This is a genomic window from Rhodococcus sp. NPDC127527 (assembly GCF_042672245.1).
GTDB lineage: Bacteria > Actinomycetota > Actinomycetes > Mycobacteriales > Mycobacteriaceae > Rhodococcus_G.
This window is the reverse complement of record NZ_JBHXVP010000001.1, coordinates 47,877-67,694: the sequence shown is the minus strand read 5'-3', so window position 1 is coordinate 67,694 and position 19,818 is coordinate 47,877. Positions and strand designations below refer to the sequence as shown.

Annotated in this window: 17 protein-coding genes and 1 pseudogene; 10 read left to right on the top strand and 8 right to left on the bottom strand. The window is 69.4% G+C overall.

Annotation, left to right across the window (positions count from 1 at the left end):
- Window positions 1-5: 5 nt before the first annotated feature.
- Window positions 6-437 carry a limonene-1,2-epoxide hydrolase family protein gene (locus ACFVH2_RS00325; RefSeq protein ID WP_378425832.1) on the top strand — a complete coding sequence of 144 codons (432 nt, stop codon included), beginning with the start codon at window positions 6-8 and terminating at the stop codon, window positions 435-437.
- Window positions 438-500: 63 nt separating this feature from the next.
- Here ACFVH2_RS00325 and ACFVH2_RS00320 read toward each other — a convergent pair whose 3' ends face one another.
- The 4 genes from ACFVH2_RS00320 to ACFVH2_RS00305 form a co-directional block, all read right to left on the bottom strand.
- Window positions 501-1,322 carry an acyl-CoA thioesterase gene (locus tag ACFVH2_RS00320; protein WP_378425830.1) on the bottom strand — a complete coding sequence of 274 codons (822 nt, stop codon included), beginning with the start codon at window positions 1,320-1,322 and terminating at the stop codon, window positions 501-503.
- Between the two features lie 126 nt (window positions 1,323-1,448).
- Window positions 1,449-2,291, bottom strand: coding sequence for an SGNH/GDSL hydrolase family protein (locus ACFVH2_RS00315; RefSeq protein WP_378425828.1), 843 nt, complete (start codon window positions 2,289-2,291; stop codon window positions 1,449-1,451).
- A 175-nt stretch (window positions 2,292-2,466) separates the two neighbouring features.
- Window positions 2,467-3,045: a TetR/AcrR family transcriptional regulator gene (locus tag ACFVH2_RS00310; RefSeq protein WP_378425826.1), complete on the bottom strand. Its 579-nt coding sequence runs from the start codon at window positions 3,043-3,045 to the stop codon at window positions 2,467-2,469.
- 19 nt (window positions 3,046-3,064) lie between these two features.
- Entirely contained in the window at window positions 3,065-3,844 is a 780-nt protein-coding gene (locus ACFVH2_RS00305) for an enoyl-CoA hydratase (RefSeq protein WP_378425824.1), read from the bottom strand.
- A 204-nt stretch (window positions 3,845-4,048) separates the two neighbouring features.
- On the opposite strand from ACFVH2_RS00305, the gene pepN reads away from it, so the two are divergent.
- Entirely contained in the window at window positions 4,049-6,544 is a 2,496-nt protein-coding gene (gene pepN, locus ACFVH2_RS00300; RefSeq protein WP_378425822.1) for an aminopeptidase N, read from the top strand.
- A 30-nt stretch (window positions 6,545-6,574) separates the two neighbouring features.
- On the top strand, window positions 6,575-7,750 hold the full coding sequence (locus ACFVH2_RS00295; RefSeq protein WP_378425820.1) for a winged helix DNA-binding domain-containing protein: 1,176 nt from the start codon (window positions 6,575-6,577) through the stop codon (window positions 7,748-7,750).
- Between the two features lie 31 nt (window positions 7,751-7,781).
- On the opposite strand, the gene ACFVH2_RS00290 is transcribed toward ACFVH2_RS00295, so the two are convergent.
- From ACFVH2_RS00290 to ACFVH2_RS00280, 3 genes are all read right to left on the bottom strand, one after another.
- Entirely contained in the window at window positions 7,782-8,294 is a 513-nt protein-coding gene (locus tag ACFVH2_RS00290; protein ID WP_378425818.1) for a sortase domain-bontaining protein, read from the bottom strand.
- 100 nt (window positions 8,295-8,394) lie between these two features.
- Window positions 8,395-10,122, bottom strand: coding sequence for a hypothetical protein (locus tag ACFVH2_RS00285; protein WP_378425816.1), 1,728 nt, complete (start codon window positions 10,120-10,122; stop codon window positions 8,395-8,397).
- A 182-nt stretch (window positions 10,123-10,304) separates the two neighbouring features.
- Entirely contained in the window at window positions 10,305-10,433 is a 129-nt protein-coding gene (locus tag ACFVH2_RS00280) for a hypothetical protein (protein WP_378425814.1), read from the bottom strand.
- Between the two features lie 356 nt (window positions 10,434-10,789).
- Here ACFVH2_RS00280 and ACFVH2_RS00275 point away from each other — a divergent pair.
- Window positions 10,790-11,137, top strand: a pseudogene (locus ACFVH2_RS00275) (transglycosylase family protein); the annotation flags it as partial.
- Window positions 11,138-11,347: 210 nt separating this feature from the next.
- On the opposite strand, the gene ACFVH2_RS00270 reads toward ACFVH2_RS00275, so the two are convergent.
- Window positions 11,348-12,859 (bottom strand): acetyl-CoA hydrolase/transferase family protein, encoded by a 1,512-nt coding sequence (locus ACFVH2_RS00270; protein WP_378425812.1) that lies wholly within the window; start codon window positions 12,857-12,859, stop codon window positions 11,348-11,350.
- A 136-nt stretch (window positions 12,860-12,995) separates the two neighbouring features.
- Between ACFVH2_RS00270 and ACFVH2_RS00265 the strand changes: the two genes are divergently transcribed.
- From ACFVH2_RS00265 to ACFVH2_RS00240, 6 genes are all read left to right on the top strand, one after another.
- Window positions 12,996-13,463, top strand: a complete 468-nt coding sequence (locus tag ACFVH2_RS00265) for an FABP family protein (protein ID WP_378425810.1) — start codon at window positions 12,996-12,998, stop codon at window positions 13,461-13,463.
- 43 nt (window positions 13,464-13,506) lie between these two features.
- A complete protein-coding gene (locus ACFVH2_RS00260) occupies window positions 13,507-14,382 on the top strand; it encodes a patatin-like phospholipase family protein (protein WP_378425808.1) in 876 nt (291 codons plus the stop codon).
- A 5-nt stretch (window positions 14,383-14,387) separates the two neighbouring features.
- The gene (locus ACFVH2_RS00255) at window positions 14,388-16,067 is read left to right on the top strand and encodes a DEAD/DEAH box helicase (protein WP_378425806.1); all 1,680 of its coding nucleotides are present in this window, start codon (window positions 14,388-14,390) and stop codon (window positions 16,065-16,067) included.
- A gap of 109 nt (window positions 16,068-16,176) precedes the next feature.
- Window positions 16,177-16,980 carry an SDR family oxidoreductase gene (locus ACFVH2_RS00250; RefSeq protein ID WP_378425804.1) on the top strand — a complete coding sequence of 268 codons (804 nt, stop codon included), beginning with the start codon at window positions 16,177-16,179 and terminating at the stop codon, window positions 16,978-16,980.
- A 130-nt stretch (window positions 16,981-17,110) separates the two neighbouring features.
- The gene (locus ACFVH2_RS00245) at window positions 17,111-17,515 is read left to right on the top strand and encodes a VOC family protein (RefSeq protein ID WP_378425802.1); all 405 of its coding nucleotides are present in this window, start codon (window positions 17,111-17,113) and stop codon (window positions 17,513-17,515) included.
- A 179-nt stretch (window positions 17,516-17,694) separates the two neighbouring features.
- The gene (locus ACFVH2_RS00240) at window positions 17,695-19,818 is read left to right on the top strand and encodes a thiamine pyrophosphate-dependent enzyme (RefSeq protein ID WP_378425800.1); all 2,124 of its coding nucleotides are present in this window, start codon (window positions 17,695-17,697) and stop codon (window positions 19,816-19,818) included.

The window sequence follows — 19,818 nt, the reverse complement described above, 5'->3', positions numbered from 1 at the left end:
ACCGCATGGAGCCAGTCGAAGTGGTGCACCAGTTCCTGGGCCGACTGTCGGGGGGTGACCTCCGGGGAGCTCTGGACCTGGTCGACGACGGCATCGTCTACACCAACGTCGGCTTCCCGACGGCGCGCGGCCGCCGCCAGGCGGCCTTCGTGTTGAAGCAGTTGGACAGGCCGTTCATGGGCTTCGCCGTGCAGACGGTCAACAGTGCCGCCGACGGACCGGTCGTGCTGACCGAACGGGTCGACGAACTGCGCGTCGGACGGCTGCGCGCGCAGTTCTGGGTGTGCGGGCGGTTCGAGGTCAGGGCCGGCCGCATCACCGTGTGGCGCGACTACTTCGACGTCTTCGACATGACGAAGGCGTTCGCCCGCGGACTCGTCGCGCTGGTGATCCCGTCAATCCAGAAGCCGTTGAATCAGGTCGACGCGACGCGCTGACCACCGCCGAGATCGCCCCGACCGTCGTTGACGGCGGGGCGATCTCGGCTTCTCGCGGAGCGATCAGCCCTTGAAGTACACCAACTGGTGCGTCGTCGCGAGCAGCACCCCGTCGCGGCCCCACAACTCGGCGGACTGGTCGAAGTACCCCTTGCCGAACCGCTGCGCGCGGGCCGTGCCGAGTACCGCGTCACCGGACTGGTCGGCGAGTGCGGCCGCATCCGCGTGGAAGTACACGGTCAGCGTGACGGTGCCCGCCGGCAGATACTGCCCGCGGCGCAGGAACACTCGGGGAAAGAAGATGTCACTCATGGCCGTGAGGGCGGCGAAGTCGAGCGGACGGGGCGGTTCGTCGCGCATCCACAGGGTCGACGTCGAGTTCGGGTGCTCGACGGATTCCGTCTTCGGGATTCCGCCCTCGACGAACCGCATCTCGTAGTTGCGGGCCCACGCGATGAAGTCCGGGAACGACTCGGGTGCAACGGAATCCGACTCGGGAACCGCCGGAACTGCGATCTCGTCGGAGGACCAGGTGTCACGGCGGGTGCCGAACACCGCCGTCGCGGTGGTGGCGACGACCCCGTCCTGGGTCAGTTCGAGTGCCCAGTGCTGGGTCGATCGGTTGGTCCGCACCGGGCGGGCGGATATGTCGAACGGGCCCTCGGCGATGGGGCCGGCGAAGTTGACGGTCAGCGACAGCGGGTCGCCGAGCCGGTCCGGGTGTTGCTCAACCGCGCGCAGCAGGGTCGCGGCGGTGATGCCGCCGAACGGACCGACCATGTTCGCGTAGTTTGCGGACGTTCGACCGGTGTATCGCCCGCCGTCCGTCGGGGTCAGTTCGACGGCGTCGTCGAACGGGTGCGGCGGTGCGACGGTCTCGGTCACTGAGGTCTCCTCGCGGTTGCGGACGGGGCGTGTTCGATTATGACGGACGTCATAATCGGTCCCGTATCCGCCCCGACGCCCCGGTCGGAGCGGACCGGACGCCGGGGCGAACCGCGACGGCGACAGCTACCGTCCGAGCGCCGCCATCACCTGATTCGCGAGGGCGCGCTCACCCTCGGCGTTGGGATGCACCGGGACCGGCTGCGTCGCGAAGATCATCGGCTCGACCCAGCGCTGCCCGACCGGCTTGCAGCCGTCCCGGCCCTCGGACACCTGCGACATGTCGACATAGGTCGAGTCGGTCTCGGCGGCGGCGCGCGCGATGGTCTCGTTCAGGGTGGCCTGCAGGTCGCGCAGGTACCCGACATCGCCCTCCGCGATCGGCATCTGCGGCAGGCAGCCGCCGTTCGCGGGCAGCAGCCACGGGTAGCCGGCGATGAGGACGCGGGCGCGGGGCGACTTGGCATGGATGTCGCGCAGCGCGGTCACCAGCGCCGGGTAGGTCTGGGTGGCGATAGGTTCGGCCAGGGTGTTGCCGTACTGCGCGTGGCAGGGATCGAAGGCGCCGGGATGCGACACCATCGCGCCGATGCACTTTGCCATCGCGCCGCCGAAGGTGTCGTTGTTGTTGCCGCCGATCATCAGCGTCACCAGTTCGGTCGACGGCGTGAGCGCCTCGAACTGCGGCCGCGTGCCCTGGTACTGGGCCTGATAGAAGTCCTCCGTCTTCGCGCCCCCGCAGCTCACGTCGGTGAGTCGGTAGCCGAGCCGTGCGGCGACGAGATGGGAGAAGTTCTGCTCGGACTGCCAGCACTGAAACGGCTGGCCGGGGGCGATCGGCGCGACGCCGGAGGCCGCGCTGAAGCTGTCGCCGAGATTGACGTACTCGAGGCCCGGCCCCGGATCGGCCGATGCGGATGCGCCCGACGCGATACCCGTCATGACGGCGGCCGCCCCCACAACCGCCATGAACCGCCTGACTCCAGCCCTCACCCTCACAGTGCCCTCCCCCTTGGTCGAATGCCCGTGCGCTGCGTCGGCAATGCCCAGGTCATCGACCGTGAGCCCGATCACAAGCGGAAACCGTATATCGCTCGGTGTTCGAAGACAAGGGTCGGCCGCGGCAACGATCCGGGCGGTTCGGTCAGGTCTGCCGGCGGCCGGTCAGCTGGTTCCAGTACCGCTCGAGGTGCGCCGCCATGTCCACGGTCGGGTCGAGAAGCCACTGGACCTGCAACCCGTCCGCGAGCGCGAACAGCGACGTGGCCGTGGACATCGCGTCGATCTCGGGCGCGAGCGTGCCGGACTTCTGCATGTCGCGCAGCGCCGTCGCCAGGTACTCCGTACCGGCCCGGTACCGCTCGAGCATGTACGGGTGGGCGGGGTGCTGCGGGTCGGCCGCCTCGGCCGCCATGTGGGTGAACAGTTCCACCAGTCCGGGTACCGAGGCATTGCGGCGGACCACCTCGATGAACCCCAGGCCCGGGTTCTCGTCCTGCAGCGCAACGTAATCCACCTCGTCGCGTCTGCGGAGCACCGCAATGAACAGCTCTTCCTTCGAGCCGAAGTAGTGCAGGACCCCGGTCTGGCTCAGCCCGACCGCAGCCGCGAGCTCGCTGACCGACGTCCCGCGATAGCCCAGTTCGGCAATCACTCGCAGCGCGGCGTCGAGGATCTGCTCCCGCCGTTCGACTCCCTTTGCGTAGGGACCCCGCTTTGCCACCCGCCCAGTCCCGCCGCGTCTACTTTCCGACCCACGTCGGTTTGCGCTTTTCCAGAAACGCGCTCATTCCCTCCTGCGCGTCGCAGGTGACGGCATTTGTGGCCATCGTCTCGGCCATCGCGGTGTACGCCTCGTCCTGCGGAAGGTCGATCTGCCGGTAGAACGCCTGCTTGCCGATCTGCAGGGTCGTGGCGCTGGCGCCGGTGATCTTCGCGGCCAGCTCGCGGACCTGCGCGTCGAGATCCTCGGGGGCGACGACGAGGTTCACGAGTCCCCAGGCGGCGGCGGTGTCCGCGTCGATCGTCTCCCCGGTCAGCAGCATCTGCATGGCCCGCTTGCGGCCGATCGACCGGCTCAGCGCGACCATCGGCGTGGAGCAGAACAGCCCGATCCGCACACCCGGGGTGCCGAACACCGCCGCCGAGGACGCGATCACCAGATCGCACGACGCCGCCAGCTGGCACCCGGCGGCGATGGCCGGTCCCTGCACCGCCGCGATCACCGGCTGCGGGATCTGCTGGACGGTGTCCATCATCTCCACGCACGCGGCGAAGATCTCCCGCTCGTCGTCGAGGGTGCGGTCGATCATCTCGGACAGGTCGTGGCCCGCGGAGAACGCCGGGCCGGCGGCGGCAATCGCCACGACACGCACGGCCGGGTCGGCGGACAGCTTCCGGAGAGCCGCAGTGACCTGACACATCATATTGGTGGACAAAGGATTTCGTTGTTCTGGTCGGTTCAGCACGATGGTGCCGATTCCCGTCACGACATCGATCTCGGTCCGGACAGCGTCGTCCATGGCACACCTCTTCCGCGGTCACTGGATTCGGTTCGATGCTACGTCTGCGCGGACCCCGCTGGATGCCCCCGAATGGGGGGATCGGGCGGGGTGGCGGCGACGGTGCCGTGGAGTTTCCCCGGTGCCTTCGTTCGGTCGCGCTTTCGAACACTTCCCGTGGCGTATCCCGGCGATCCTGCCGGGCGACCTGGCAGGATCGACTCGGTGAGCACCGCGAACCTGACCCGTGCCGAGACCGCCGCGCGATCCGCCGCGGTCACCGTCCGCTCCTACCGCGTCGAGCTCGACGTCACCGGTGCCGCCGACCGGTCCGGTCCGGGTTTCGGGACCACCACGACGATCGAGTTCGACGCGACCGCCGAACAGACGTGGATCGACTTCATCGGGCCGTCGGTCGGATCGGTGACCGTCAACGGCGAGCCCGTGGAGGTGGAGTACGACGGCGCCCGTGTCACCGTTCGAGCGTTGCGGCCGTCGAACGTGGTGGTCGTGCGGGCGGTCGGCGAATACAGCAGTTCCGGCGAGGGGCTGCACCGTTTCCTGGATCCCGTCGACGGTCGGACGTACCTGTACACGCAGTACGAGCCCGCGGACGCACGCCGGGTGTTTGCCTGCTTCGAGCAGCCGGACATGAAGGCGCCGTTCACCTTCAATGTCACGGCTCCGACCGGGTGGGAGGTGATCTCCAACCGGCCGGTGGCAGAGCGCGAGGAACACGGCACCCGGCAGGCCGTCGAGTTCTCGCCCACGCTGCCGATCTCGACCTACATCACCGCCATCGTCGCCGGTCCGTACCATCGCGTCGAATCGATGTGGAGCCGAGGCGATCTCGCAGTCCCGCTGGCCGTTCTGTGTCGTGCCTCGCTGGCTCGGCACCTGGACGCCGACACCATCTTCGCCGTGACGAAGCAGGGGATGGACTTCTTCGCCGACCAGTTCGACTACCCGTACCCGTGGGGAAAGTACGACCAGGTGTTCGTACCCGAGTACAACCTCGGAGCGATGGAGAATCCGGGCTGCGTCACCTTCACCGAGGCCTACGTGTTCCGCGGCGCGGCCACCGCCGCGCAGTACGAGGGCCGGGCCAACACGATCCTGCACGAGATGGCGCACATGTGGTTCGGGGACCTCGTCACGATGGTGTGGTGGGACGACCTGTGGCTCAAGGAGTCGTTCGCGGACTTCATGGGCGCCCTCGCGAGCGCCGAGGCCACCGAGTGGACCGACGCGTGGGTCGCGTTTGCGAATCGTCGCAAGGCGTGGGCGTACTCACAGGACCAGCTGCCCACCACGCACCCGATCGTCGCCGACATCGTGGATCTCGAGGCCGCGAAACTGAACTTCGACGGCATCACGTACGCGAAGGGCGCGAGTGTGCTCAAGCAACTCGTCGCCCACGTCGGCCGCGATGCGTTCTTCGAGGGCGCGCGCCGGTACTTCCGGGCACACGCGTTCGGCAACACGACGCTGGCCGATCTGCTCGCGGAACTGTCTGCGACGTCCGGACGCGACCTGCAGGCCTGGTCCAGCGCGTGGCTGCAGACCACCGGAATGTCGACGCTGACCCTCGAACGGCGTGGCAAGCGGTACGAGATCGTGCAGACCGACCCGCGACCGCACACCCTCGGAATCGGACTCTACGACTTCGACGGGTTCGGCTCGCTGGTGCTCACCGAGCGCCACACCGTCGACATCACCGGGGTGCGCACGCCGGTCGAGCTGACCGAGACCCCACTGGTGCTGCTCAACGACGGCGACCTCACCTACGCAAAGGTCCGGCTCGGTGGGTTCTCCGTCCGCACGGTCGAGGCCTCACTGGACCGCATCGTCGACCCCCTGGCGCGCGGTCTCGTCTGGTCGGCACTGTGGAACGCCACGCGGGACGGTGACCTCGACCCGAACCGATACCTCGGCATGGCTCGTGCCTTCGCGCCCGCCGAGTCGAACACGGCACTGTTGACGGCGGTGCTGGCGAACGCGTCGTTCGCCATAGGGCACTACCTTCCGCCCACGGCGCGGGACGAGTGGCGAGGAGACTGGCTCGAATCATGCTGGGCGGCAATGCACACTGCCGAGCCGACGTCCGGCGGGCAGTTGGCGTGGGCGCGGGCCGTCGCGTCCGCGGCCGCGGTCGACGATCGGCGGGCCCGCGAGATCCGGGAACTGCTCGACGGTGCACTGCCCGCGCCCACCGGACTGGCGCTCGACCCCGACCTGCGGTGGGCGCTGTGGACCGCGCTCTCGGCCACGGGCCACGCGGTCGCGGCAGACCTCGACATCGAACTCAGCTTCGACGCAACGGCCTCCGGGCGCACCGCACACCTGAGGGCCCTCGCGGCCCGGCCGGATCCGGGCGTCAAGGCCGACGCGTGGTCGGCGGTGCTCACCGACCACGGGCTGACCAACGAGCACCTGGACGCCGTCATCGGTGGCTTCCGCACCGGGGAGCGCCGGGACTTGATCGGCAGCTTCGACGCGGAGTACTTCGAGGCGATCCGCCCGGTCTGGGAGAGGCGGAGCATCGAGATCGCCAAACGCATTGTGCTCGGCCTGTTCCCGGCCGCCGAGTCGCTGGATGCGGTCGACGGATGGCTCGGCGCCAACGCCGATGCACCGGGCGCGTTGCGACGGCTGGTGATCGAACAGCGCGACCACCTGGCCCGCGACCTGCGCGTGCGAGGCGGGGTGTCCCAGACCTAGGACCCGCGGGCGCCGGGGCACAATGGTGCGGTGCCCATCCGGATAGAGGTTGCCGAACGCCGTGCCCGCCTGGGCCGCCGTCACCATCTCGCCCGCGAGGCCCGCGCCGTCGACGTGGCGCACGCTGCGAGAAGCCTGGTGGGCCTGCACGGCACCGATCCCGCGACCATCTATCTGTCCGCACGCGCCCGGGTCGCGGGCCTCACCGTCGACGACCTCGACCGCGCCCTCTACACGGACCGCTCCCTCGTCAAGCATCTCGCGATGCGACGCACACTGTTCGTGTTCCCGACCGAGTCGCTGACCTACGTGCAGGCGGGGGCGAGCAATCGGGTCGCCGACACCGAACGTCGCCGGCTGGTCCGGGAGGTGGAGAAGGCGGGCCTGTTCGACGACGGACAGCGGTGGCTGCGTGAGGCCGCCGATGCGGTGCTCGATGTCCTGTCCGGGGGCGAGCCTATGTCGTATTCCGCACTGCGCGAGGCCATCCCGATACTCGACGGGTCGATGACCTATGGCGAGGGAAGAAGCTGGGGCGGGCAGGTGTCGATCGGGCCGAGGGTGCTCACCGTGCTGTCCGCGGAGGGGAAGATCGTGCGCGCCACCAACGACGGTGCGTGGCGGGTGTCCAGGAACCGCTGGGCGACAACGCAGTCGTGGCTCGGGAGGCCCATCGAGCCGTGCGCCGACGGGGAGGGTGTGGCGTGGCTGGTTCGCGCCTGGCTGCGGGCGTTCGGGCCGGGGACCGAGGACGACGTCAAGTGGTGGCTGGGCGCCACGGCAACGGCAGTGCGAAAGGCATTGGCCGCCTCCGACATCGCCACGGTCGACCTCGACGGTCGGACCGGGTACCTGCTCGCGGACGACCTCGACCCGGTTCGGCCGGTCGCGCCGTGGGCGGCCCTGCTGCCCGCCCTCGACCCGACCACCATGGGCTGGCGTGCCCGGGACTGGTATCTCGGCCCGCACAAGGAACTGCTGTTCGACACCAACGGCAATGCCGGGCCAACGGCCTGGTGGGACGGCCGGATCGTCGGCGGCTGGTGGCAGGACGAGGACGGTCAGGTGGTGCTGCACCTGCTCGAGGACGTCGGGTCCGAGGCGCGTCGCCACCTCGAGCAGGAGGCGGAAGGGTTGGCGCAGTGGCTGGGCGGGACCAGGGTCATGCCGCGATTTCCCTCGCCACTCGCCGCCCGGCGCGGGTGATCGATCGCACGGGCCGCGGTGTGATGTGGATTCACCCAGGCTCGGACCCGGCCAGCTGAGCGACGACGACATAGTTGTCGTCCGTTGACTTTCCGTTCCGTACATCGCAATTGGCGAGAATCAGGCGGCCCGCCACCGGCTCGCGCAGCTGGTGGTCGCCCAGCAGGGACCCCTTGGTCAGGGGACCCACGGTCTGTACGCGGTACTCGAGGACACCCGCAGAGGTACGGAGCGCGACCCGATCGCCCGGCTCGACCACCCGCAGGGCCCGGAAGGGTGCCTCCCGCTCGGTGTAATTGTGTCCGACCACAACCACCGTCTGGTTGGTTTCCGTTCCTGGTAGCCCACTTTCACCCCACCACACCGGAAGCTCGTCGACCGGGTTCAACACCTGTCCGCTCGCGCCGCCGCGCGCCAGCGGCTCGGGGCTCAGCGGGCTACTGAGGTAGGTGACACCGGCGCCGGATCGCAGCTCGATCTGGACCGGTTCGGCCCGTGCCATGAACGAGCCGGCCGGTGGAGCCGCAGCGATGTGCGACTCCACCGGTGAACGATTCGGTGGCGGCGCCCCGGATCCGGGGGCTGGGCCCGCACAGGCGGGCCCGATGAGGGCCAGGGCAGCCGCCACCCAGAGGCGGCGCGCCCTACGACGAGGCAGCGCCGTCCGATCCGCCGGTGCGCCTGCGGCGCAGGACAACCGCGGTTCCCGCCACGGCAGCGCCGAGAACACCGACCCCCGCGACCACGGCGGGGACGCTGATCCCGTCGCCCGTCGACGACGAGTCGCCGAGTGCGAGGTCGACCGGCGGCAGGGTGCCCGCGAGCGCCTGGTGTCCGTCGGCGTCGGTGACGTAGTAGTCGACCACCTCGAACGACCCCTTCTTGTTCACGAAACCGACGAGCTTGACGTCCGTCTTCCGCACCACTGCAGTGGTGTCGTCGACCTTCGTGACGCCGTCGCCGTCGCGAGTCTCTTCACCGATGGTGACGGAGCCGTCCAGGCCGGAACCGTTCTCGATTTCCTTCTCGGCGGCGGCCTTCAACGCATCCAGTGCCTTCTTGGCCTTCTCGGCGTCGGCCTGCGCCGCCTCCGACTTGGCCTTGGCCTCGGCGGCCTTCGCCGCGGCGGCGTCGGCCGCGGCCTTCGCCTCCTCCGCCGCCACGTAGAGGGCCTGCGCGTCGAGGCCGGCCTTCTCCGCGGCAGCCGCCTTCGCCTTGGCCTCCTCGGCCTTCGCGACGGCGTCGGCTCGCTTCGCGGTCGCCGACTCCCCGGCGGCGTCCGCTGCGGCCTGAGCCTCGACGGCGGCATCGGCGGCTTCCTTGGCCGCAGCCTTGGCCTGTGCGGCCTTCTCTGCCGCGTCGTCGGCCGCCTTCCTCGCGTCGGCCGCGACCTTGACCTCGGTGGCGGCCTCGGCCTCGGCGGTCTTCGCGGCGCTGTCGGCCGCCGCGGCGCGCTTCTCGGTGTCCTTGGCGGCGGCAGCGAGCTGCTTGGCCTTGACGATGGCGGCTAGTGCGTCCGCCTTCGCGGCCGCGGCTTTGGCCCAGTCTCGCTTCTTCCAGGCCTCCTCGGCCTCCTTCTCCTTGTCCGCGACCCGCTGCTGCATCGCCGCGGCGTCGGCCTTCGCCCGGTCGGCCCTGGCCTGCAGGTCGACGGCCCTGGCACGGGCCTGCTCGGCCTCGGCGGTCTTCGTGCCGGATCCCGCCGCCGCGGCTGCCTTCTCGAGCTCGGCGGCTTCTGCGGCGGCTCGATCGGCCTCAGCCTGCGCAATGTCGGCGGTCTGCTTCGCGGCTGCTGCCGCCGATTCCGCGACCTTGGCCTCGGTCTCGGCGGTCTGCGCCGCCTGTTCTGCGGTCACGGCCTGGTCCTTGGCCCGTGTCGCCTCCACGGCGGCCTTCGTTGCCTCCACACTGGCCTGTGTCGAGACTTCGGTTGCCTGAGCGGATGATTCGCTCGCCTTGGCGGACTCAGCGTCCGCCTTCGCGGCCTCGTCGGCAGCCTTCTTGGCTTCCTCGGCCGTGGCCGCGGAGTGGGCCTCGGCCTCGGCGATCGGGTCGGTAGCCTCCTTCGCCCCGGTCCCGCTCTCGGAGGCGGGCGGGTCGGCGGGTTTCTCGGTTTCCGTGGTGCCCGCGCCGGTGGCGCCGGTGATCGTGTTGTCCGGGACGGTGTTTCCGGTCTTGTCGCCCTCGACGACCGCCATCGGCGAGCATTCGGTGCCCGCGGTGGCGTCAGGTGTGCAGGTGGCGTCGCCGCCGGCGCCTTCCGGCTGGGCCAACGCAATTCCCGGCACGCTCACCGCTACGCCAAGCGCGAGAAGGGCACCGGCCGCGGCGGCGCGGACTCTGCGCGAATTGGCAATGGACTGTTCCGACATGGGCGCAACCTTTCGGTCTCCGCTACGGAGACGCAGATTCGTGTCGATCCTGGAACCCGCCGAACCGGCCGCACCACACCCCCGTCTCGGTTCCTGTGGGCAAATGCGGCCATGGGTTAGCGTTTACTTCGCCATTGCCTTGAGGAGCGTTACGCGCAGGGCGGAGGACCCGCGTTGGTGGCCTACGAGACCCTTCGGGCGAATCGTGCGTGTGCGACGGCGGGCGAGCCGACGAACTCCACGCACTCCTCGCCGCCCACGCCGAGCGGGTTGTCGGTGGCCTGGCCGGGTCCGGCCACGGACGTCCGCACGCCGGTGCCGACGAGCGTTCTCAGGGCCGATAACCCGGCCGAAATGTGATCTGCCTCACTATAACGTAACGATAACGAACGCCTACGCGATAGATCACGATGCGCCACGACCTGCGGGAATCGGGTGTACAAATCCCGGTATTTGGACACGTGTCGATATCGGTCCTCTTCCGGCGGGTGGTTTTCAGGGCGATGCGCCGTCCGTATGGTCGGTGACGGCCCGGAAGTCAGGGCCGCTGCCGGACCGCCGCTCAACCTGCCCCGCGGATCCGGCCCCGAGAACCGCAAGTGGGGCAGCGACGAGGTCCTCACGACAGACATCGACCTCGTTTGCGGGTACGAAAGGATTCTCCTAGATGACCACCAACCGCGTTCAGAGCAAGGCCGGCAAGGCGAAGAAGACCCTCGGACTGGTCGCCGTGACCGGAGCCCTCGTGGCAATCCCGATGGGACTCGCCGCAGGTACCGCCAACGCGAGCGGCCACAACTGGGACGCAGTCGCGCAGTGCGAGAGCGGCGGCAACTGGAACACCGCTACTGGCAACGGTTTCTCGGGTGGCCTGCAGTTCACCCCCAGCACCTGGGCCGCCTACGGTGGTACCGGTTCGCCGCAGAACGCCTCGCGTTCGGAGCAGATCGCAGTGGCCGAGAACGTGCTCGCGGGCCAGGGGCCCGGTGCGTGGCCGGTGTGCGGCCAGTACCTCTGAGCCACAAAGACATTGCCGTGACATGGCCGTCGTCCCACCCGGGGCGGCGGCCATGTCACGTACGGGGAGATCCTGGGACGACCTCGCTGCAGCATGCCTGTGGCCTCGCCGCCCGCTGTCACTGTCGAGCCCTTCACTCGCGTAGCGCATCGCCCAGTGCCCTGACCTTGGACGGGCAGCGGCCCGGAAGGGCTTCCCGACGCGTGTCTACGGGAGCATCGATCCTGTCGCGTTGAACCGTTCGTGGAACGAGAACGCCTCGCCGAGCAGGTGCGGCGTGTGACCGATGCCCGGCGTGGCCTGGGCCCGCTGGACGTAGTCGTGCAGCAGCGGCCGGTATTCCGGATGCGCGCAGTGGTCGATGATCACCAGTGAGCGCTTTCGTGGCGACAGGCCGCGCAGGTCCGCGAGACCCTGCTCGGTGACGAGCACCTGGGTGTCGTGCTCGGTGTGGTCGACGTGCGGAACCATCGGAACGATCGACGAGATCGCTCCGCCCTTCGCGGTGGAGGGGCTCAGGAACATCGACACGTAGCCGTTGCGGGCGAAGTCGCCGGACCCGCCGATCCCGTTCATGATCTTCGTGCCCATCACGTGGGTGGAGTTCACGTTGCCGTAGATGTCGGCCTCGAGCATGCCGTTCATCGCGATGATCCCGAGCCGGCGGACGACCTCGGGATGGTTGCTGATCTCCTGCGGGCGCAGGGTGATGTGGTTGCGGTAGAAGTCGACGTTCGACGTCAGCTCGGCGAGGCCCTTCTCCGACAGGGCCAGGGAGGTGGCCGACGCGTGCGCGACGGTGCCGTCCTTGATCAGTCGCAGCATCGAGTCCTGGATGACCTCGGAGTAGCAGGTCAGGTTGCGGTAGCCGCCCCGGTCGAGTCCGCCGAGGACCGCGTTCGCGACGTTGCCGATGCCTGCCTGCAGCGGCAGCAGGGTGTCGGCGGGCAGTCGACCGGCCTTGACCTCGTGCTCGAAGAAGTCGAGTACGTGCCCGGCGATCGCGAGGCTGACCTCGTCCGGATCCGTCAACGGGCTTGCGCTGTCGGGGATGTCGGTCTCGACCACGGCGACGACCTTGGCGGGGTCGACGCGAAGCGTCGGCTGGCCGATCCGGTCCTGCACGTGGGTGAGCTCGAGTGGCGTGCGGTGCGGCGGCAGCGCGGTGCCGTAGTAGACGTCGTGCATGCCCTCCATCGCGGCCGGCACCCACGAGTTCACCTCGAGGATGATCCGGTCGGCGACGTCGAGCCAGGTCTTGTTGTTGCCGACCGACGCCGACGGCACGAGTTCGCCCGACTCGGTGATGGCCGCGACCTCGACCACCGCGACGTCCACCTTGCCGTAGTAGCCCTCCCACACCTGCTGAGCCACGTGCGAGAGGTGGATGTCGACGTAGTCCATCCGGCCGTCGTTGATCTTGCGGCGCGCGGTCGCCTCCGACTGGTACGGCATCCGCAGCGCGATCCCGTCGATCTCGGCGAGGGCCCGCTCGGTCTCGGCGGAGACGGACGCACCGGTCAACAGGTTGATGGTGAAGTTCGAGCCCGCCCCACGGGACGCGTGGATGCGCTGCGCGAGCGCAGGAATGATCGCCTTGGGGGTGCCGGCCGAGGCGAATCCGCTGATGGCGACGGTGTCGCCGGGATTGATCGCCGTGACCGCATCGGCAGCCGTGGTGACCTTCTGCTGGAACGTCGAGTTGTGGATCCGATTCATCGTGGACTCGATCCTCGTTCGTTCATCCGCAGCAACACGGCGACCATGTTATCTGGTTGACATAACTGTGCCGACTGTGGGTCGGCGCACAGGTCAGGTCTGGCTCCGGCACAATGCGCAGGAAACGGAGGTGTCGATGAGTGACGCGGAGAACCCCCTCGGTCTGCTGGCTCGATTCGGTGGGCGCTGGGTCGGCGGCGGTGACGGGCACTACCCGAGCATCGGCGACTTCTCCTACGAGGAGGAGATCGAGTTCACCGCGACGCCCGGCAAGCCGTTCCTGACCTACCGCTCGCGCACCTGGTCGCCCGGACGGGAGCGACCGATGCACACCGAGAACGGATACCTGCGCAACTCCGGCGGGCAGGTCGAACTGCTCGTCAGTCAGCCGACCGGGTTCGTCGAGATCCATCGAGGCGAACTGCGGGACGGGGTGCTGGAGCTGTCGCAGTTGACGCTGGCCGCCTCGCCGGATGCGAAGCCGGTCCACGAGATCCGCCGCAGATTCGCGGTGGCCGGGGACGAGCTCGGTTACGACCTGTGGATGGCGCACGCCGACACGCCGCTCACCCATCATCTGCAGGCGCGGTTCACGCGGCAGTAGCGGACCGGTTCGACGGCAACGTGTTGACAGGGGAGGGTGCGACATGGCGACACTGGCTTTGGTGCTGGCGGGCGGGGGAGTCGCCGGCATCGCCTGGGAGACCGGCTTCCTGCGCGGCCTCGAGGACGAATCACCCTTACTGGCAAAGGAATTGCTCGACGCTGACGCGCTGATCGGGACCTCGGCGGGCTCGACTGTCGCGGCACAGGTCAGCAGCGGAGTGACCCTGGCCGAGCTGTTCGAGATCCAGGTCGACGGGGTCAACCACGAGATTTCCGCAACGGCGGACCTCCAGTCGATCGGCGCGATGTTCGCCTCCGCGCTCGCGGACGACTCCGGGCCGACCCGGCAGCTGCAGCTGATCGGCGCGGCCGCGCGGCAGGCGCAGACCGTCGAACCGGCCCGCCGCCACGCCGTCATCGCGGCCAGGCTGCCGTCGACGCAGTGGCCGGACCGCCCCCTGCTGATCACCGCAATCGACACCGACACAGGTGAACTCGTGGTCCTGGACAAGAGATCCGGCGTCGGCCTGGTCGATGCGGTCGCGGCCAGCTGCGCGGTGCCCGGGGTGTGGCCGGTGGTCACCATCGGCAACCGCCGCTACATGGACGGGGGCGTGGCCAGCACGACCAACGCCCAGCTCGCGGCCGGGAGCGACGCCGCGGTGGTGCTCGTGCCGGCCGCCGAGCCCGGACCCTACCTGCTCGGAGGCAGCCTCGACGAGGACCTGGCCCGTGGCGCAGGGGCCACGGCGAACCTGGCCGTCTACGCCGACGCGGAGTCCGTCGACGCCATGGGACTCAATCCCCTCGACCCCGAATGTCGTCGGCCGTCGGCGATCGCCGGTCGCGATCAGGGCAGGCGTCAGGCCGCGCAGGTCGCCGAGTTCCTGGCGGGCGTGCGCCGGACGGCCGGCTGACCGGGGTGGCGGCGAGATCCAGGCGCGCGGCGAGCACGAAGCCCGACGCCCCCGTTGCCGCTGCGGGAGAACACATCTGGGTGCTCGACGTGCCGTTCCGTGCCCCCGCTCCCGGGGCACGCTACTACGGTGCGATCAAGGCTCACGCCTATGTCGGTGCCCGCCTGCCCGCCGATCTGGCCCGATATGCGGCCAAGCCGTACTCGTACCAGCAGTGGACGGAGGACGAGCTCAACGGCACCCGCGGCCCGTCCGCCACCGCAGCGGAGAAACGACTTCGCCCCGAGCAGATCGACGGCGCGGACGCCATCGTGGCCGCTGCGGCCGCCGGCTCGCGCGGGTTCTGCCTGTCGGACGACCCGGGTCTGGGAAAGACGCTGACCGCGGTCGCGGCGGCCAAGGCGGTCGCCGAGCAGCGCGGCGGGTCGACCATCCTGGTCACCGTCGACCGGCCGACCTCCATCACCATTCCGCACTGGCGGGCGTCGATCGCCGCGGTAGGGGACGGTGGATACCGGTGGCTGATCATCTCGCCCGATCAACTGAAGAAACTGATCTCCCGCAACGGCCGACCGAGGTTCCGGTTCGACGTCGTGATCAACGACGAGGCGCACCTCTTCCGGCACGACTCGCAGCGAACCGACTTCCAGCGGAGGGTCAACCGGCACCTCGACCCCGCGGACAAGGCGCCGTTCGTGATCTCGATGACGGCCACGCTCGGACATCACCCGGGTGAATGGCGTTATCTTTCATCACTTCTCGCACAGGTCCACGAGGAGCCGCCCAGTCGTTGGGACGATCTCGGTGCGCGACTGGCCGAGTCGGGTGTGCCGCTCGAGCGGCACATCGGCCGGTGGCAGTGGACGCCCGAGGCGAAGGCCTCGGCACGTGTCCAGGCGAGTGCGGTGGCCAGGGTGCGGGAGTGGATGACCTCGGCAGATCCCCCGGTGATGCTGCACCGGGCCGCGCCGTGGGGGCAGGCCCCGGTCGACGGTCTCGGGGTCGAACTCGGTGTGACCGAACGCGAGCAGTACGAGATGGACTGGGGTGAGTACCGCCGCGAGATGCACATCGCCCGAACGGGTTCCGACGGTGCGCGGGGCAGGGCGGCGCTGATGCGGTTCCGGCAGAAGGCGGGCATGATCCGCGCGCCGCACACGGCGGAACTCGTTGCGGCCACCGCCGCCCGCGGTTACCAGTGCCTGGTCGCGACGGAACTGGTGAGCACCGGAGCCGAGCCGGTGGCCGACCTGCTCGAGTCGCGTGGCGTCAGCGTGTCCCGCATCTTCGGCGGCCGCCGCGACGCCGAAAACGAGCGGCTGCGCTTCCAGCGGGGTGACTCTCAGGTGGTCGTCTTCAACACGACCTCCGCGATCAGCCTGCATGCGGCCGAACACCTCGCGGACGGCTCCCGCGCGACCGCCACCCCGCGGATCGGGTTCTTCCACCAGCCCCGCTACTCCGGGATCGCCGCCCGCCAGACCATCGGCCGAGCCCACCGCGACTACCAGGTCTGTCCGTGGTCGCTGCTGTACGCCGTGGACACAGTGGAGGAGCACGCGGCCGTCACGATGGTCGACCGGCTGATGGTGCTGTCGGCCGGTGTCGACGGGGACCTGGGTGCGCTCGCCGCGATCGCCCGCCTGTTCGATGCCGACTGGCTCGGGGAGCAGGGCTTCGACTGACATTGCCCGATCGTCGTACCACTGGATGGGAGGAAGACCGCCGCGAGTCTCGCTGATGCGCCTAGCGTGGGAATCGAATCTGTCAGGAATTCGACTCGATGGGAACCCCATGGCGACATACGTACTTACCGGCGCGGCCTCCGGACTGGGCGCGGCCACCAAGGCACGGCTCGAGGCCGACGGTCATCGCGTCATCGGTGTCGACATTCACAATGCCGACGTCAACGTCGACCTGAGCACCGCCGAGGGGCGTCGCGAGGCGATCGAGGCCGTCACCGGTCTGCTCGACGGCAAACTGGACGGGTTCGTACCGTTCGCCGGTCTCGCGGCCGCCACCGGTCGTCCCGCGGGCAAACTGATCGCGGTCAACTACTTCGGCGCCATCGAACTGCTCGAGGGCCTGCGGCCGCTGCTGGCCGCGGCGGGGCAGCCGTCCGTGGTGCTGATCAGCTCCAACTCGACCACCAGCCAGCCCGGCTGGCCCGTCGCCCTCGCCGACGCCTGCCTCGAGGGCGACGAGGCGAAGGCCAACGAGGTCGCCGACTCGTTCGGTGACCTCGCCGCCATCCAGGCGTACCCGGCGACCAAGGCCGCGCTCGCGTACTACGCGCGAACCAAGTCCGCGGAGTACATCGCGCAGGGCATCCGTCTCAATGCGATCGCGCCCGGTTTGATCGACACCCCGATGACCCAGGAGGGCCGCAAGGACCCGCTGATCGGGGCAGGCATGGAGCAGTTCCTGGCCACCATTCCTGCCGGTCGCGGTGGTAGGCCGGACGAGGTCGCTTCCCTGGTCGCCTTCCTGCTGGGGCCGGAATCGACCTACTTCGTCGGCTCGGTGGTCTTCGTCGACGGCGGCACCGACGCCGCGTTCCGTGGGCGGGACTGGCCGAAGATGTGGGACATCGGCTGACGCGAAGGGGTATTCGACGACCGGGGCGCGACCGCCGCGATGAGTTTTCGTCGCGGCGGGAGTCTGTACAAGCGACATCCTCACGCCGAGGATGTGACCAGACGCCCGCCCGAACGGAATGGAGCTCCCCATGTCCCGAATGCTTTTCGTGAACCTGGCAGTGAAGAACATCGACGCGACCCGGAAGTTCTTCGACGGACTCGGATTCGGGTTCAACGAAACGTTCAGCGACGAGAACTGTGCCTCGATGTTGATCAACGACCTGACCACGGTCATGCTGTTGCAGGAGGCGCGGTTCCGCGACTTCATTTCCGATGACATCTGCGATACCTCGAAGTCGCGCGAGGCCCTGCTGTGCATCTCCGCAGACAGCCGAGAGGAGGTCGACTCGCTGGTCGACACCGCCATCGGCGCGGGTGGCTCGGCCTGGATGGAGCCGCAGGACCAGGGCTTCATGTACGGCCGCGCGTTCCGCGACCTCGACGGTCACGTCTGGGAGGTCATGTGGATGGATCAGAGCGCGATTCCGGGCTGAGCTCGCAGGACACGGGTCGCTCCGCCGGCTCCGCTCCTGTCGATACGGGTCGCTCCGCAGGCTCCGCTCCTGCCGACACGGGTCGCTCCGCAGGCTCCGCTCCTGCCGATACGGGTCGCTCCGCAGGCTCCGCTCCTGCCGATCCCACCGCCGAGCACTTCGCCGGCGCCGTCCGCGAGATGACGGTGCCGGCGTACTCGCGTGCCGCGTCCGATCCGATCCGGGACGGCTCGGCGCTGACCGTGCGCAGGTGCCTCGAGCTGTTCGACGCGCAACTCGGCAGCAGACACCTGGACCTGGCCGCGCGGCGGCTCCGGGCCCTCGGCCGCGGCTACTACACGATCGGCTCGGCCGGTCACGAGGGCAATGCGGCGGTCGCCGCGGCACTGCGTCCCACCGATCCGGCGTTGCTGCACTACCGGTCCGGCGCATTCTTCCTGGAGCGGGCCCGCCAGGTCGGGGGCAGCGATCCGCTGCGGGACGTCCTGCTCGGGGTGGTGGCGGCCGCGCAGGATCCGATCTCCGGCGGACGGCACAAGGTGTTCGGACGACACGATCTCGCGGTGATCCCGCAAACCTCCACCGTGGCATCGCATCTACCGCGCGCGGTCGGGCTGGCCTTCGCGATCGCGCGCGCTCGGCGGCTGGGGATCGAATCGGAATTCCCGACGGATTCGGTGACGGTGTGTAGCTTCGGCGACGCCTCCGCCAACCACTCCACCGCGGTCGGGGCAATCAATACCGCCGCCAACATCGCGTATCGAGGCTTGCCGCTGGCGCTGCTGTTCGTATGCGAGGACAACGGACTCGGGATCAGTGTCCCCACCCCGCCGGGCTGGATTTCCGCGGCCTGGTCGAATCGCGTGGGGCTCGAGTACTTCGCCGCCGACGGGTGCGACATTGCCGAGACCTTCGACGTCGCCGAACGCGCCGCCAACTGGGTTCGCGCACAGCGTCACCCGGCCTTCCTGCATCTGAGCACGGTGCGGCTGCTCGGGCACGCGGGATCGGACGTCGAGTCCGCCTACCGCTCGCCGGCCGAACTCGCGGCCGATCTGCGGCGCGATCCCCTGGTGGCCACCGCCCGACTCCTGGTGAGTGCCGGAGCCCTGACGCCCGCCGAGGTACTCGACCGGTATCGGCACGCGGACGCGGGGGTGACGGCTCTGGCGACGGAGGTGTCCGGCGCCGCGCCGCTGCGCACGGCGGCCCAGGTGATGGTCCCGCTCGCCGTGCCGGACCCGGATCGGGTCGAGGCTGCCGTCAAATCCGGCTCCGGCGCAATGGGATCCGCGGAGCCGTTGACCCTCGCCCGGGCGATCAACCGGGCGCTCGCCGAGGTGCTGTCAGCCCACCGCGAGTCGATCGTGTTCGGCGAGGATGTCGGCCGAAAGGGCGGTGTCTACGGGGTGACCCGCGGACTCGCCGACCGCTTCGGGTCCGCCCGGGTCTTCGACACCGTGCTCGACGAGCAGGCCGTGCTGGGGCTGGCGGCCGGCGCCGGCCTCGCCGGGCTACTGCCGGTGCCCGAGATCCAGTACCTGGCGTATCTGCACAATGCCGAGGACCAGATTCGCGGCGAGGCAGCGACACTCGCGTTCTTCTCGGCAGGGCAGTACCGCAATCCGATGGTCGTGCGGGTGCCGGGGTACGGCTACCAGAAGGGCTTCGGCGGGCACTTCCACAACGACGACGCGGTCGCGGTGCTGCGGGACGTGCCCGGGATCGTGGTCGCCTCGCCGGCCCGCCCCGACGACGCGGCCGCGATGCTGCACACCTGCGTGGCCGCGGCGCGGACCGCGGGCACGGTGTGCGTCTTCCTCGAGCCGATCGCCCGGTACCACACGCGGGACCTGTACGAGCCCGGCGACGACGGCTGGCTGGCGGCCTTCCCGACCGAGCACGTCCCGCTCGGTCGGGCGAGAACCTACGGCGACGGCGGGGACCTGACGATCGCGACGTTCGGCAACGGCCTCTACCTGAGCCTGCGGGCGGCGCGAACGCTGCGCCGCAAGGGCATCGGAGTCCGAGTCGTCGACCTGCGCTGGCTCGTGCCGCTGCCGGTCGAGGACCTGTTGCGGGAGGCGGGCGCGACGGGTCGACTGCTCGTTTCGGACGAGACCCGACGCTCCGGCGGCGTCGCGGAGGGCGTGCTCGCCGAGATGATCGACCACGGGTTCGGCGGCGTGATGGCTCGAGTCGCGAGTGCGGACAGCTTCGTGCCGCTCGGTGACGCGGCCGCGCTCGTGTTGCTGTCCGAGGAGGCGATCGTCGCGGCGGCGCTCGAACTCGTCCGGAGGTGA